Origin of the sequence: Pseudoalteromonas sp. NZS100 (genome assembly GCF_015864815.1) — a bacterium.
In the GTDB taxonomy this organism is placed as follows: Bacteria; Pseudomonadota; Gammaproteobacteria; order Enterobacterales; family Alteromonadaceae; genus Pseudoalteromonas; species Pseudoalteromonas distincta.
Window position 1 is genome coordinate 135966 of sequence record NZ_JADYWM010000001.1, and the last position, 13992, is coordinate 149957.

General features: G+C 39.2%; 13 protein-coding genes and 1 other RNA gene. 8 read left to right on the forward strand and 6 right to left on the reverse strand.

Annotation, left to right across the window (positions count from 1 at the left end):
* Nucleotides 1-25 precede the first annotated feature (25 nt).
* Nucleotides 26-484, reverse strand: a complete 459-nt coding sequence (gene mraZ / locus I6E69_RS00640) for a division/cell wall cluster transcriptional repressor MraZ (RefSeq protein WP_007582904.1) — start codon at nt 482-484, stop codon at nt 26-28.
* 496 nt (nt 485-980) lie between these two features.
* Here mraZ and I6E69_RS00645 point away from each other — a divergent pair, with 496 nt between their 5' ends.
* Genes I6E69_RS00645 through I6E69_RS00655 form a run of 3 tightly spaced genes read left to right on the forward strand, consistent with a single transcriptional unit; the run spans nt 981 to nt 2031 of the window.
* On the forward strand, nt 981-1319 hold the full coding sequence (locus I6E69_RS00645; RefSeq protein WP_002957982.1) for a hypothetical protein: 339 nt from the start codon (nt 981-983) through the stop codon (nt 1317-1319).
* 6 nt (nt 1320-1325) lie between these two features.
* Complete coding sequence (locus tag I6E69_RS00650) at nt 1326-1787, forward strand: hypothetical protein (protein ID WP_197120357.1); 462 nt, start codon at nt 1326-1328, stop codon at nt 1785-1787.
* A 1-nt stretch (nt 1788) separates the two neighbouring features.
* On the forward strand, nt 1789-2031 hold the full coding sequence (locus I6E69_RS00655; protein WP_149593511.1) for a hypothetical protein: 243 nt from the start codon (nt 1789-1791) through the stop codon (nt 2029-2031).
* 3 nt (nt 2032-2034) lie between these two features.
* On the opposite strand, the gene I6E69_RS00660 is transcribed toward I6E69_RS00655, so the two are convergent.
* The gene (locus tag I6E69_RS00660; RefSeq protein ID WP_197120358.1) at nt 2035-3009 is read right to left on the reverse strand and encodes a glutathione S-transferase family protein; all 975 of its coding nucleotides are present in this window, start codon (nt 3007-3009) and stop codon (nt 2035-2037) included.
* 21 nt (nt 3010-3030) lie between these two features.
* Complete coding sequence (locus I6E69_RS00665; RefSeq protein ID WP_197120359.1) at nt 3031-3873, reverse strand: pirin family protein; 843 nt, start codon at nt 3871-3873, stop codon at nt 3031-3033.
* Nucleotides 3874-4074: 201 nt separating this feature from the next.
* On the opposite strand from I6E69_RS00665, the gene I6E69_RS00670 reads away from it, so the two are divergent.
* Nucleotides 4075-7179 (forward strand): EAL domain-containing protein, encoded by a 3105-nt coding sequence (locus tag I6E69_RS00670; protein WP_197120360.1) that lies wholly within the window; start codon nt 4075-4077, stop codon nt 7177-7179.
* An 88-nt stretch (nt 7180-7267) separates the two neighbouring features.
* Nucleotides 7268-8194, forward strand: a complete 927-nt coding sequence (locus tag I6E69_RS00675) for a LysR family transcriptional regulator (protein ID WP_197120361.1) — start codon at nt 7268-7270, stop codon at nt 8192-8194.
* On the opposite strand, the gene I6E69_RS00680 is transcribed toward I6E69_RS00675, so the two are convergent.
* The gene (locus I6E69_RS00680) at nt 8133-9086 is read right to left on the reverse strand and encodes a YihY/virulence factor BrkB family protein (protein WP_182670939.1); all 954 of its coding nucleotides are present in this window, start codon (nt 9084-9086) and stop codon (nt 8133-8135) included. The two genes, I6E69_RS00675 and I6E69_RS00680, sit on opposite strands and share 62 nt — an antisense overlap.
* A gap of 127 nt (nt 9087-9213) precedes the next feature.
* On the opposite strand from I6E69_RS00680, the gene I6E69_RS00685 reads away from it, so the two are divergent.
* A complete protein-coding gene (locus I6E69_RS00685) occupies nt 9214-10293 on the forward strand; it encodes a mechanosensitive ion channel family protein (RefSeq protein WP_197120362.1) in 1080 nt (359 codons plus the stop codon).
* Nucleotides 10294-10368: 75 nt separating this feature from the next.
* Here I6E69_RS00685 and rnpB read toward each other — a convergent pair.
* An RNA gene (gene rnpB / locus I6E69_RS00690) (RNase P RNA component class A) lies at nt 10369-10746 on the reverse strand.
* A 41-nt stretch (nt 10747-10787) separates the two neighbouring features.
* Nucleotides 10788-11645: a 16S rRNA (cytidine(1402)-2'-O)-methyltransferase gene (gene rsmI, locus I6E69_RS00695; protein WP_138488543.1), complete on the reverse strand. Its 858-nt coding sequence runs from the start codon at nt 11643-11645 to the stop codon at nt 10788-10790.
* A 61-nt stretch (nt 11646-11706) separates the two neighbouring features.
* Between rsmI and I6E69_RS00700 the strand changes: the two genes are divergently transcribed.
* Complete coding sequence (locus I6E69_RS00700) at nt 11707-13584, forward strand: penicillin-binding protein activator (protein ID WP_002957971.1); 1878 nt, start codon at nt 11707-11709, stop codon at nt 13582-13584.
* Between the two features lie 24 nt (nt 13585-13608).
* The gene (locus I6E69_RS00705) at nt 13609-13980 is read left to right on the forward strand and encodes a YraN family protein (protein WP_002957970.1); all 372 of its coding nucleotides are present in this window, start codon (nt 13609-13611) and stop codon (nt 13978-13980) included.
* Nucleotides 13981-13992: the final 12 nt, after the last annotated feature.

Sequence of the window (13992 nt, forward strand, 5' to 3'; positions counted from 1 at the left end):
CTATTGTGTGCCTTTTTTTGTGCCGTTAGAGTGTAAAATTATCTAAATCTTGGTTAGGTTCAAAATCACCAAGCCTTTCAAGCTCAGTATCTTGCTGCATTTGCTCGTGCCAACGCGCCTCGTCCCAAATTTCAAACTTATTCATCAAACCAACCAGCATGATTTTTTTGCCAAGAGATGCATGGGCACGTAATGACGGCGCAAGCAAAATTCGACCATTTTTATCAAGTTGATACTCTGTAGCGTTACCTAGCAACATACGTTGCATTCGTCGAGCTCGTGGATTCATATTAGATATTTTCGCTAAACGGCTTTCTATTTCGAGCCACTCAGCCAATGGATATAACCATAAACACGGTTCATTTAATGCGACGGTACAAATAACTGTCCCCTGATCTTCAGACAACAGAGATTCTCGGTACTTTGTCGGTACCGCAAAACGCCCCTTATCATCCAAACTCAGTGAACTCGCGCCACGAAACATAAAAAACCTACTTTGAAATTGTTTTATTCAATTTTTTGTTTATTTTATCCAATGAGATCCACTAAAAACCACTTTTTACCACAGTGCTCCAGTTTAGGGCTTGACAAGCCATTTTGTCAAGTAAGCTGACCAGCTTTAGTGAGTCTCAAAGCTAGAAAAAATAAGGGCTCAAGCGAAGCGTTTGAATTACGTGGGAAAAAGTGGGATTGAGGTAAAGAAAAATATCAGCTTTGCTTTTATAACTTTCTGTTTACATGCATTGCTTACTGAATAACCAATGAATATTTACAATTTTTAAGGCGTTTTTATCCTCTTTGTAAAATTTACCTAGCCGTGTAGTAATAGTTACTGTTTATTTTAAAATACTAATTATAAAAAATTAAAAAACACAAACAAAACCTATTTAATTCAGGCAGTTAAAATAAATAACAAGTTTGGTTTAATCATTGCATCATCTAAATCACTATTTAAATTTTTAACTTATTAAGGATTGATTATGGCTACTGCAACGAATACGAAACCAAATACAACTTCAGATGTTAAGCCTGACGTTAAACTAACAAATACTGAGTCTCCTCTTACAGAGAAAGCAACATCAGCGGCGCACGATGCTGTAGATGCACTTTCTAGCAAAGCTGCAACAGCTGAAAGCAGCGTGCGTAAAGGAGCTTCTAGCTCAGCAGATGCATTAAGCGAAAAACAACTTATTGCACGTGAAAAACTAAGTGAATGTACTGCAAAAACTCGTGCTTTTGCTTCTGAAAACCCATTAGCAACTGCGGGTATTGCTTTTGCTGCGGGTATGTTAATTACATCACTACTTCGTCGTAAGTAATTAGTGATGAATAACCCACAAACAACCACAACCACAACCAAGGATGGTAATGTGCAAGACCAAACTACTGAGCAACATAGCCAAAAGGACGATTGGCAAGATCATGTTGCAATGCTTTTAGAGTATTCTAAGCAGCTCAAGGATGATTACCAAACTCAAGGAAAGATCACCCACCAGCTTGCTAAAGCTGAATGGCGGTTATCGCTTAGATCGCTTGCATTGATCACTATATTTTTAGGATGTTTTGCCAGTGGTTTGGTTTTGTTGTGGGCAGGATTTCTAGGTGCTGTTGGATACGGTGTATACGATGTTTTTGGGTCGGTATGGCTAAGTATTGCAACAGCTACTTTGCTACAAGTTGCTTGTTTAATATGGCTTTGGAAAAATACAGTTTACTTAAGCAATAAAATTGGCTTTAGCAAAACGCTTAAAAGTTTAAAGCAGCTATTTAACCTACAAGGAAATTAGTATGTTAGTTAACTACTTAATTAAAGCACCTAATGAAAACGTTGATGCTCTAAGTAAGCAAATGGATACGCGCAGTGAATTGAAACGCCAACATCATGCAGCGTTTCAATATAGACTAAAGCGTTTTGCCGCAACCAAGGTTGGGCTTTCAAGTGCCTTTATCGCAGGTGCAGCAGTTCAAGCGGGTAAAAGCGAAACCAGTTTGGTAAGAAAATACGGCTGGCTAGTAAATCTAATAGCTTAAGCGCTAAACATTTCTACCGTGATCAGATAAGTAATCAATACTTGGACCACTTGGCACAACTTGTGTTGGGTTGATCATTGTGTGACTAAAATAGTAATGACGCTTAATATGATAAAAATCAACTGTTTCAGCCACTCCTTTAACTTGATATAACTCTCTGAGGTATCCGCTCAATGCAGGATAGCTTTCGATTGTGCGTAAATTACATTTAAAATGGCCAACGTACACACTATCAAACCGGATGAGAGTAGTGAATAATCGCCAATCTGCCTCGGTGAGCCTATTACCTGTTAAATAACGCTGCTTGCTCAGTATCCCCTCTACTTTATCGAGTGCTTTGAATAAATCGTTAAACGCCTCTTCGTATGCATCTTGAGTTGTTGCGAATCCCGTACGATAAACACCATTATTTATATTTGGATAAATCAACGCATTTAATTCATCAATTTTTGGCCGTAGTGCCTCTGGGTAGTAGTCATCGTTATTACCTGTTAACTCATTAAACGCACTATTGAACATACGTATAATATCGGCAGACTCATTACTGACAATTTTATTTAGCTTTTTATCCCACAATACAGGTACGGTGACTCGCCCGGAATACTCAGGATTATTTTTTGTATACACTTGATGTAAGTAGTTACTATTAAATAAAGCATCACCAGTACTGTGATTTTGCGTATCAAAAGCCCAACCACTATCAAGCATATCAGGGCTAACAACCGACACCGTAATTAAATCTTGCAACCCTTTTAACGCTCTAAATATAAGCGTTCGATGCGCCCAAGGACACGCAAGGGATACATATAAATGATACCTGTTGGCTTGTGCTTTAAAACCGGCCTCGCCCGTTATTCCAGCGCTACCATCAGCAGTTACCCAGTGACGTAACTGCGCCGTTTCGCGCTCAAACTTACCGTTACTTGAATCTGTGTCGTACCATTTATCTTGCCATTGGCCGTTAACTAATAATCCCATAAAACTCTCCTAAAAATACCGTTATATTTTGCCAAACTCGCCGTTTTGATAATCACGTACCGCTTGCTGTACTTCAGCTTGCGTCGTCATTACAAACGGCCCCATATGAGCAATTGGCTGATTAAGTGGATCGCCTGCTAAAACCAAAACACCAGCGCCGTGCTCAGAGCTAATATTAATATCACTGCCTGGTTCTAAAATAAGTAACTTACCCGCTGGTATTATTTGATTGTCACTCATTATTAGTGAGCCGCTATGAATATAAAGCATTACTTTTTGTTGGCTAAGAGGCTCTAAATAAGTGCTTTTACCAGCAGGTAACGTAATATCAGCGAGCGCCGCGTTAGCAGCTAAACTTTGCAGCTCGCTTGCAAGCGTTTCACTTTCGAACTGCCACGATCCCGCAAGTGCTTTTAACGTCACGCCTTGCGTATTTGTAAAACTAGGGGCTGGGTTTTTAGTCGTATCTTGATAACGTGAATCACGCATTTTTTCTGCGCTTGGCATGTTTATCCAAATTTGAAAGCCATGCAAACCGTCAACAGCATCAGCGAGTGGCATTTCACTGTGCATGACTCCGCGCCCTGTGCTCATCCATTGCACATCGCCTGCTTTAATTGCTTCTTTGTTACCCATTTGGTCACGATGTTCAAAGCCACCTTTTAGAATATAAGTAAACGTTTCAATTCCTCGGTGCGGATGCTCAGGAAAGCCTCCCATATAATCTTTTTTGTCGTCTGACTTAAGTTCATCAATCATCAAAAATGGATCTAAATATTTACCATCAAACCCAGGTATACGGCTAATGTTCACGCCATCGCCATCTTGAGTTGCATAAGCTGTAAGTATTTTTGATATTTTCATTTTTTAATTCACTCTAAAGAATAAGTTTATGAGGCTATTAAATCATTCATTAAACAAAACAACTATGTCTTTAAATCGAGCTTAAGGTTCTAAAAAATAGAACGACATTGATTCATTGGTTACATTTTCAACCTTATAATTACTATGGTTATTTGGAGTGAATTTGGATACAATTGTTATTGCAAAATACGAAACTAAGGAATGGTTATTTTTACTTATTCTCTCAAACATCAGCTTTATCGTTTGCTTATATTGCTAAGCATTCCGGGCACAGCTGTAATTATTTTTACCCTGCTGCTTGAACGCCACCACTCTATTGAGCAAAGTGAAAAAAAAGTAGAAAACATTGCTAAGCAATTAATTTTACAGCAAAAGCACTTAGTCGATGATATTGACCGTTTAGCGCGTTATTTGGCTAAAGAGGAAAGTAAAAAAGAAAATTTAGCAACGTCCTGCCCTAATTATTTTAATCAATTTAGAGCTATTTATGCCCATGTTGCCAATATCGGGATTATAGATCCAAATGGCATTGTTATGTGTACAACAAGCGGGTTAGCCAAAACTATAAGTATTGCAGATCGTGCGTATTTTCAAAATGCCTTAAAAAGTAACCAATTGTCGGTAGGTTATTTTCAGCACGACCGAAGCCTGCAAAAAAACACCCTTAACTTTGCGTTGCCTATCATTAATAAAAAAAATGTAATTCAGGGCGTTGTAGTTATCGTTGTTGCGCTTGACTGGTGGAACAATGCTTTTAATAATATTGAACTGCCGACTGGCTCTATTGCTGCAATCGCTGATTCTAATGGAAAAATTTTAGCGCGTTACCCACCAACAACTGCAGCCCTTGGCGATAATATTGCAAAGACTTTATTAGCAACTGATTCTTCGATTGATAATGAGGCATCAACAAAAATAAAATCTATTGAGGGTGAAGATCGAATGCTTCATCACTCTATTATTTATAGAGATCCGAGTAATAACAGCTTAAATATACATATTGCACTTCCTATTACGCATGCTTTAAAGCAAATAAATAATAATTTTTTTATAGCGATTGGTGTGTTTATTTTATCACTGCTAGTGCTATGTTTAATTGCCCGTAAGCTGCTTAAAACCAGCATTATCGACCCAATTAATAATCTAACAAATGCAACAAACGTGTTGGCTAAGGGCGAAATGCCGTCACAAAAAATACAGCCAAATAATCCAGAGCTAAATACTCTCTATCAGCGCTTTAAATCAATGGCGCAAACCAGGTTAACAGCCGAGGCTAATTTAAAAAACAAGCACGATGAGCTTACCAGCTTGCTTAATACTCTACCCGACAGTTACGTTAGAATTAACATCCATGGCGATATTCTCAACATAACGGGGCAATTTAAGCCTCAAGTAAACCCAAACAGCACTGCAGCACCTCATTTATCATCAATACTTTCTCACAACAATGTGCAGCTTTTGTTATCGCAGTTATCTAAGCTTGATGTTTCGAGTAATTTAGAATTTACACTCGAAAAATCCAATCCGAAACGCAGCTTTGAAGCACGTATTAGTGCAATGCAAAGTAAAAATGAATACGTTGTTGTGCTAAGGGATATAACACAACGAAAAATAAATGAAGAAGCACTCCACCTTGCCTCGCTGGTGTATAACAACAGTAGTGAAGGCATGGCAATCACCGATCCAGCGGGTATAATATTTGATGTAAACCCTGCGTTTTGCAAAACGACTTTATATAATAAAGAAGAAGTTATTGGGCGCTCCTCTTCAATTCTTTCGTCAGGAAAACATGATAAGAATTTTTACAATAAAATGTGGTCTGAATTACAGCAAACAGGCCGCTGGCAAGGCGAGGTTATTAACCGCAAAAAGAACGGGCAGCTTTACTCTGAGTGGCTCACAATCGATACGGTTTATGATACAAACAACGCACCTATTCGTCGAATCGCGATATTCACAGACCTCACTGAGAAAAAACAAGCCGATGAAACAATTTGGCGACAAGCTCACTATGATCACCTAACTGACTTACCAAATCGTTTAGAGTTAAAGGAGCGATTAAATCAACGATTTTCAAACGTTGTTACTCCCGACAATCAATTGGTTGTCATGCTTTTAGATATAGATCACTTTAAAGATATTAATGACACATTAGGCCATCACTATGGCGATAACTTATTAAAACTCGTATCGCAACGCATAGTTCAGTCGGCAAAAAATGCTGAGTTTGTGGCACGTATTGGTGGTGATGAGTTTGTTATTGTGTTTAATCGTATAAAAAGTACGCGTCATATTAATCAAATTGCCAGTAATATTTTGCTTAGCCTATCGTCGGCTTTGCATCTTGAAAACGAAGAGTTATTTATTAGCGCCAGCATGGGCATAGCATGCGCCCCTAATGATGGTGAAAATACTGAACAGCTTTTAAAAGCAGCCGATCAGGCTATGTATAAAGCAAAAAGTAATGGGCGTAACTGTTTTGAGTTTTTCTCTGCTGACATGCGCGAATATGCACACGCGCGCATGGTGTTATTAAAAGACTTGCGAAGTGCCATTGAACTTGAACAGTTTGAGTTGTTTTATCAGCCCATTGTTGCTTTGAATGATTTACATATTCATAAAGCTGAAGCACTTATTCGTTGGCAACATCCCGAAAAAGGCCTAATTAGCCCTGTCGCATTTATTCCTCTTGCTGAAGAAACTAGGCAAATAAATGCAATTGGCCAATTTGTATTTGCTCAAACCTTGCAAACGCTTAACGATATAAAAACCCTAACCGATGACACTTTTCAAATAAGTGTAAACGTGTCGCCAGTGCAGTTATCCACGCCAGAGAGTGGTATAGATGAATGGTACGATATGCTAAAAGCTGCAAAGTTACCTGCATCCTCAATTGTGGCAGAAATAACTGAAGGCCTAATGATTAACCCCGAAGCATTAACGCAACGTCGCTTAAAAGAAATAGTAAAATCAGGTATGCAGCTTGCCCTTGATGATTTTGGTACAGGGTATTCGTCGCTCGCTTACTTACAAGAAATGGATACCGACTATTTAAAAATAGATAAACGTTTTGTTGATGATATCCAAGTAGGCAGTCAAGAACTTGCACTGTGTGAAGCAATAATTGTTATGGCGCATCAACTGGGCTTAAAAGTAATCGCCGAAGGAATTGAAACTGAATTACAAATGCAGCTATTACTTGAAGCCGGATGTGATTACGGACAAGGTTATTTATTTTCAAGACCTTTAAATAAAAGCAGCTTTATGGCACTTCTAGCTGATAAAAAAGTCGCTTTATTAAAATAAATAAACAAAAAATCACTGTTACGCAATAAATAATGCGTCTGCGCGGTCAAGTTAAACAATCAGATATAAGTAGTAACAGGATTAAAAAATGGCAAAAGCAACATTAGAGCAATGGCGAATGTTTAAAGCGGTTGTGGATCACGGCGGATTTGCAGGCGCAAGTGCGGCTGTACATAAAAGTCAGTCAACCGTACACCATGCTGTTCAAAAACTTGAAGCCGCCTTGCAAATTAAGTTGCTTGAAGTAAAAGGTCGTAAAGCATTTTTAACCGATAGCGGTAAACTAATTTTACGCAGAGCTGAATTTTTAATTGAAGAAGCAACTAAAATAGAATCGGTAGCAAGTACACTAAGCGAAGGCGTAGAAAGCACGTTAAAAATAGCTGTTGATGAGGTTTTTCCACACACCATTTTATACCAAGCACTTGCTAAAACGAGTGAACTTTACCCGCTTTTAAAAATTGATTTAGTAGAAAGCGTGCTAACCGGTGCAAACGAATTACTACATAACTCAGTGGTTGATTTAGCCATTTCATCAATTCCTATCTATGGAATTAGTTGCAGTACGTTATGCGATATAGAGTTTATAGCCGTTGCGCATAAAGACCATGTATTACACCAACAAACTGAACAACTTAACTTTCGTGATTTAAAGCTACACCGGCAAATAGTAGTTCGCGACTCAGCAACCCACACCAGTCACAATGATGGCTGGTTAGGTGCTGATATGCGCTGGACAGTCAGCCATTTACGCAACTCTATTGATATGGTTAGTCAAAATTTGGGTTACGCTTGGCTGCCAAAAACACAAATAGCACATTTAATTGAAAATAAAACGCTCATCCCACTTAATTTAGACCAAGGTACAACCCGTACCCTTAATTTATATTTAATGTGCAACGACAACGACAGGCTTGGTCCTGCAGCACAAGAGTTTAAAGAGCAGCTAATGGCTATTCATTTTTTACATCGAGGTGATCTGCCACATAGGCGCCTCGCTGCCCACGCTCTTTAGCTGGGCCTATAGTACTGTCTTTACCTGTTTGCTGTTCAGTTGCAGCATTAATAACAGCACCTAATGTGATTATATAAGCGCTGATGTACAACCACATCAACATGATCACTACACCACCTAGTGAGCCATACGTTTCGTTGTAACTAGAAAAACGCGACACATAAAAAGAAAAACCTATAGATGCCAAAATCCAAAGCACAGTAGCAATAGACGAACCCATCGTGATCCAACGCCATTTGGCCGGTTTACGATGTGGGGCATAACGATATAAAAGTACCAATGCAAAATTAAAGGTAAAAGCTAATAATGGCCAAGAGATGAGTTTAATTAATAAATCGATACTTTCTTTTAGCCCCACTAAATTAAGCACAATAGGCAAAATACCAATAATTAATAACGCAAAAATTGCGACAACAATCGCCCCTACCGAAAATAAAAAGCGTACTAATTGAGCTTTAAAAAATGAACGTTTTTCATATTCACGATAACTAATATTGCACGCAGTAATAAGTGCTTGGCTGCCCTTAGAACTACTCCAAATAGTAAGTATAAGCGTACCGATTGCACTTAAGCTCAAGCTTGCACTTGATGTTTTTGCAAGGCTAGAAACCTGAGATAAAATTAGTTCACTGGTACTTGGTGGGAGCAAAGTAACTATTTTACTTAAATGATCACTGATATCTGCAGGGGATGAAAAGTACGCATACACAGATACCATCGCCGCAATGGCCGGAAAAATAGCAAGTAACGCATAAAATGCCACACCCGCTGCCACTATAGATAAGTTATCTTCACTCATTTGCTTAAAAATGCGCTTAACAATATCCCACCAACCTATAAAAGGGATATGACCAGGCTGCTCAGCTTGCTGTCCTCGTTTAGCTTCTTTCATTCTAAACCTCAATATTTGTATTACATTACTACAGCAAAATGTTTGCCAAGTTAAATAAAGTATTTGGTACTAAACTTGCTGTTACCTAATATTAACGATTATAAAAACCAAACACGGACGATAAGCCATGCCTAATAGCCAATCAAACATTATAGCTTTAAACAATACGCCTCCCAGCACGCAAAGTTTTCAAGGCGATGTGTTTACGTGGCAGTTTTTTCATGAACAAGCTGTGCAATTACTTCATGCAACAGCGCAAATATTACCCACACTATTACTCGGTATAATACTTTTAGCATTAAGCTATTTAATTGCAGGGCCACTTTCTCGATTGCTTATAAAGCCTATTGACTACATGACTGACAGTAAACTAGTTCATCTAGTTGTAAGGCGCAGTATAAGCACTTTAATTATTTTATTTGGCGTGTACTTATTCCTGCGTTTAGCAGGGCTTACCGAGTTTGCTGTCGCCATTATGAGTGGCACGGGACTAATAGGACTTATATTAGGTTTTGCCTTTAGAGACATAGCTGAGAACTTTATCGCTAGTTTATTACTGAGCATACAAAGACCTTTTAAAATCGACGATGTAATTGAAGTAGACAATCGTTTAGGTGTTGTTAAAAAAGTAACCGCAAGAGCAACCACACTTGTTGATTACGATGGCAATCATATTCAAATACCCAATGCGACGGTATATAAAAATACCATTAAAAACCTGACTGCCAATCCAAAAATGCGCGGAAAAGTAGAAATTGGTATTGGCTATGATAACGATATACGCAGCGCACAGACCCTCGCCCTAGATATTGCCAATCAACAAAATGCGGTGCTTAGCGATCCACCTGCGCAGGTTTTAATAAAAAACCTAGGTTCATCTACTATTAACTTCGTTTTGTATTTTTGGGTTAATAGCGAGCAGCACAGTCCATTAAAAGTAGCTTCCCAGCTTATGCGCGAATTAGTCAATGAGTTCACAAAACAAAACATCAGCATGCCTGATGACGCACGAGAAAGAATTATACTCACCGACCCTAATGAAAATGTTTCTAGCTTAGAGGAAAAACAACCATCGCAAGTGCAAAGCGAAAAAAGTGAAACAGTTGATCAAACTAAAACACTTGATGATGTAAGCAGTGATACCGACGAAATACGTGAACAAGCAGAGCAATCAAGAGACCCAGAACAAGGTAAAAATATTATTTAAAGATGCTTAAATTGTATTAACTAAAATTTAGAAACAGAAAAGCCCGCAGCGTTAACTGCGGGCTTTTCTGTTGAATGAGTGAGTCAGCCGGTAAGCCGGGTTTTGTCCTTTCCGAAGAAAGTGATAATCATTCGTCTAGGCCATAAATCGCTCTATGGCTCAAGCAACCTACCCGGTTCTCACGTGGGCCACGCGTTCATTATTTAAAATGATAGAACCCTATTTGGTCTTGCTCCGAGTGGAGTTTACCTTGCAACCGACTATTACTAGCGGCCCGGTGCGCTCTTACCGCACCCTTTCACCCTTACCAATCGAGATTGGCGGTCTACTCTCTGCTGCACTTGTCGTGGGCTCACGCCCCCCAGCCGTTAGCTGGCACTCTGCCCTATGGAGCCCGGACTTTCCTCCCCCTGATCATTTTCGTCACAGGCAGCGATCATCTTGGCTGACTCGGCGCGCAGTATACATGAGGCTAATACCAAGCGCAGTAAAATTTACTCTTTTTCTTCAATAATTGTTTTGTATAAAGCGTTTTTCTTCATACCAAAGTATTCAGCTACAACGCCACAGGCTTTTTTCATTGGCATTTCACTTTCAAGAAGTGCCAGCATTTTGCGCGCTTCTGGCGGAACATCGTCTATTTGCTTTGGTTTACCCGCAAGCATAAGCACTATTTCGCCGCGCTGCTTGGTAGGATCATCAGTTAAAAATTGTTTAAGCTCACTTACACTACCATTAAAAAATGTTTCAAAGGTTTTGGTTAGCTCTTTCGCAAATACAACTTGTTGCTCATCACCTAGGGCTAGTGCTAAATCATCAAGGCTTGCCATAATACGGTGCGTACTTTCGTACATTATGCTGGTGATACCTGAGTTGACAGCTTCGATAAAAAAGTCTTGGCGAGCTTTGCTTTTAGCTGGCGTAAAACCAATAAACTGAAAGCGGTCAGTTGGTAAGCCTGAACAACATACGGCTGTAATTGCAGCACATGCACCTGGAACAGGTGTAACATGAGCGCCTTGTTCGCGACATAGATTTACCACAGCGTAGCCTGGATCACTAATTAGCGGTGTACCAGCGTCAGATACTAAAGCAATATTTAAACCTTGATTAAGTTGATCAATAATTTGTTGTGCTTTTTGCTTTTCGTTGTGGTCGTGTAATGCAAACGTTTTTGCCTTAATTCCAAAGTGGCTAAGTAGCTTGCCGGTATGGCGAGTGTCTTCAGCAGCTATTAAGTCAACTTGCGATAATGTCGCAATGGCACGGTGACTTAAGTCGTCATAATTGCCAATTGGGGTGGCAACAATGTAAAGAGTGCCAATTTTCTGTGAATTCTCCTCATTTAACATTGAGGTCTCCTGCGTCAGTCAGTAATATAAGCAAATCGCGTTAACGTATTGGGAAATCATTGTGCGACTTAAACTAGTTAGTCTATTAATTATATTGTCAGGGTTATCGGCGTGTAGCACAACCGAAAAACCAACTAAAAACAGCGATAACGTAAGTAACCGCACTAATGCACTGCAAAATCAGGCAACCAGTGCGCAATCTATCTACCAATTGGCGCAAAACCGCCAAGGTGCCGATAAAATACAGTTATTGTATAGTGCCCGTGATGCTGCAATTAGTGAGCAAAATTGGCCTTTGTTAGAGAAAATCGGTAATGAGCTTGAATTAACCGCAAGTGTTGATCAAATCCAAAACCGTCTTTATATTGCATTTGCACAAAAACAACAGAATAAGAATGATCAAGCTTTGGTGATTTTACAATCGCTAGACGGACAACTTACTCAACCTGAGCATTTTGCATGGCATCAGTTTTTAACAGCCAGTATTTATGCATCGCAAAATTTTCCTAAAAAAGCTGCCCCCTACTTCTTTAGAGCCTCTGAAACAGCAACAAAAAACAATATAGAAATCCCTCAGCTCAATCAAAATTTGTGGGATAACTTAAAACAGCTCTCTTCATATGCGCTTGAACGTTTTAACCGTGGTTCGGTTATCCAGCAAGGCTGGGTAAACCTTGGTCTATACTATCAAGTATATGCAAGTAGCGGCGTGGAGCTAGACCAAGCAATTAATAATTGGCGCAGACGCTATATTGGGCATCCGGCTTTTTCTGTATTACCTGAACAAGACGAAATGCTTACTGAGCTCGCCCCTATTAATATAGAGCGTTTAGTTGTGTTGTTTCCACAATCAGGCCCTAACGAACGCTTAGGTGATGCGCTTAAAGCCGGTGTGTTAGCTGCACTTGATACGCAAACTATCAACGACACTATTTTTATTGATGAAAACCTAAGCACTGAGGAAATCGCAGCGCAACTTGAAGAAATAAAGCCTGATTTTGTAATTGGTCCTCTACTTAAAGCAAATATTGATAAACTAGCCAATGCACAAACTCTTATTGATACTCCGGTACTGCATTTAAACACCTTTGATGGTGAGCGCATTTCGCTTCAGCATTATTACTTTGCATTAAACCCTGAGCACGAAGTACAGCAAGCTCTGGAACACTTTTTAACTAAGGGCTATCAAAAGCCTATGCTGCTTGCGCCAAATAATGCAAATGGCCAACGTTTAGTTGATTATTTTAACCTACAGTGGCAACGCTACAGCGAAACCAAACCACAAATCGGTTTTTATAACGATAAAAAAGATATGCCAAACACAATTACCAGCTTATTAGAAGTTGATAAGTCAAAAGATCGCATACAAACAGTTAAAGCATTATTTAAGCAAGAAGTAGAAAACGAAACGCGTTCACGCAGTGATATAGACGTTATTTATATTTTGGGTGATGCAATAGAAACTCGCTTAATTAAACCTTACCTTGATGTAAACGTCAGTACATTTGCTGATCGTATCCCACTTTATGCAAGCTCTAAAAGTCATAGCAAACAAATTGACAGTACAGACAAAGGCGATTTAGACGGCCTATACTTCACAGAATTACCGTGGATGCTTGATTCACAAATTAAACAACATAATTTACGCCAGCAGTACAACTCTCTATGGCCAGAGCAAATTGATATTAGCCAACGCTTATTTGCAATGGCATACGATGCTGTATCAATATTACATGACATTAGACAGTTAAGCGTAATGCCAGGCAATCAATATAGTGGTTTAAGTGGTAAGCTATCTGTTAATACCAGCGGCCATATAGAACGTATGCTCGACTGGGCTCAATATACAAACCGTCGCATTAAGCCTGTGCAATTAGAAACACAACGCCCGGTACCATTGTTTATGCAATCAGCGGGTGATATACAAACTATAAATTAAACTTTATTAAGTTAAGGGGGCGGCATGTCGTGGTTTAAAGAGCTGTGGCACAATAGTCGCGAAAAAGGCCAGTATTATGAGCTTGAAGCGCAAAAATACTTAGTTACTCAGGGCTTAACACCCATTGAACGTAATTATTACTGCCCCTTTGGCGAGCTTGATGTCATTATGAAAGAAGGCGACACCCTTGTATTCATTGAGGTCAAGTTTCGCAAAAATAATGCCCGTGGCGGTGCCAACTATGCACTTAGCCCACAAAAACAAGCTCGATTAAAACGTAGTATTTATCATTACTTAGCAGCTAAAAATTTAACTAACCAAGCACTAAGAATTGATTATGTAGCCATTACAGGAGAAGCATCTCCTAATATTAATTGGCTTAAAAATGTATTTTAAACGCAAATACAA

What these genes read in the sequence shown, in the direction of transcription:
- mraZ (WP_007582904.1), bottom strand. Translation starts at nt 484, where the DNA reads ATGTTTCGTGGCGCGAGTTCACTGAGTTTGGATGATAAGGGGCGTTTT.
- I6E69_RS00645 (WP_002957982.1), top strand. Translation starts at nt 981, where the DNA reads ATGGCTACTGCAACGAATACGAAACCAAATACAACTTCAGATGTTAAG.
- I6E69_RS00650 (WP_197120357.1), top strand. Translation starts at nt 1,326, where the DNA reads ATGAATAACCCACAAACAACCACAACCACAACCAAGGATGGTAATGTG.
- I6E69_RS00655 (WP_149593511.1), top strand. Translation starts at nt 1,789, where the DNA reads ATGTTAGTTAACTACTTAATTAAAGCACCTAATGAAAACGTTGATGCT.
- I6E69_RS00660 (WP_197120358.1), bottom strand. Translation starts at nt 3,009, where the DNA reads ATGGGATTATTAGTTAACGGCCAATGGCAAGATAAATGGTACGACACA.
- I6E69_RS00665 (WP_197120359.1), bottom strand. Translation starts at nt 3,873, where the DNA reads ATGAAAATATCAAAAATACTTACAGCTTATGCAACTCAAGATGGCGAT.
- I6E69_RS00670 (WP_197120360.1), top strand. Translation starts at nt 4,075, where the DNA reads ATGGTTATTTTTACTTATTCTCTCAAACATCAGCTTTATCGTTTGCTT.
- I6E69_RS00675 (WP_197120361.1), top strand. Translation starts at nt 7,268, where the DNA reads ATGGCAAAAGCAACATTAGAGCAATGGCGAATGTTTAAAGCGGTTGTG.
- I6E69_RS00680 (WP_182670939.1), bottom strand. Translation starts at nt 9,086, where the DNA reads ATGAAAGAAGCTAAACGAGGACAGCAAGCTGAGCAGCCTGGTCATATC.
- I6E69_RS00685 (WP_197120362.1), top strand. Translation starts at nt 9,214, where the DNA reads ATGCCTAATAGCCAATCAAACATTATAGCTTTAAACAATACGCCTCCC.
- rsmI (WP_138488543.1), bottom strand. Translation starts at nt 11,645, where the DNA reads ATGTTAAATGAGGAGAATTCACAGAAAATTGGCACTCTTTACATTGTT.
- I6E69_RS00705 (WP_002957970.1), top strand. Translation starts at nt 13,609, where the DNA reads ATGTCGTGGTTTAAAGAGCTGTGGCACAATAGTCGCGAAAAAGGCCAG.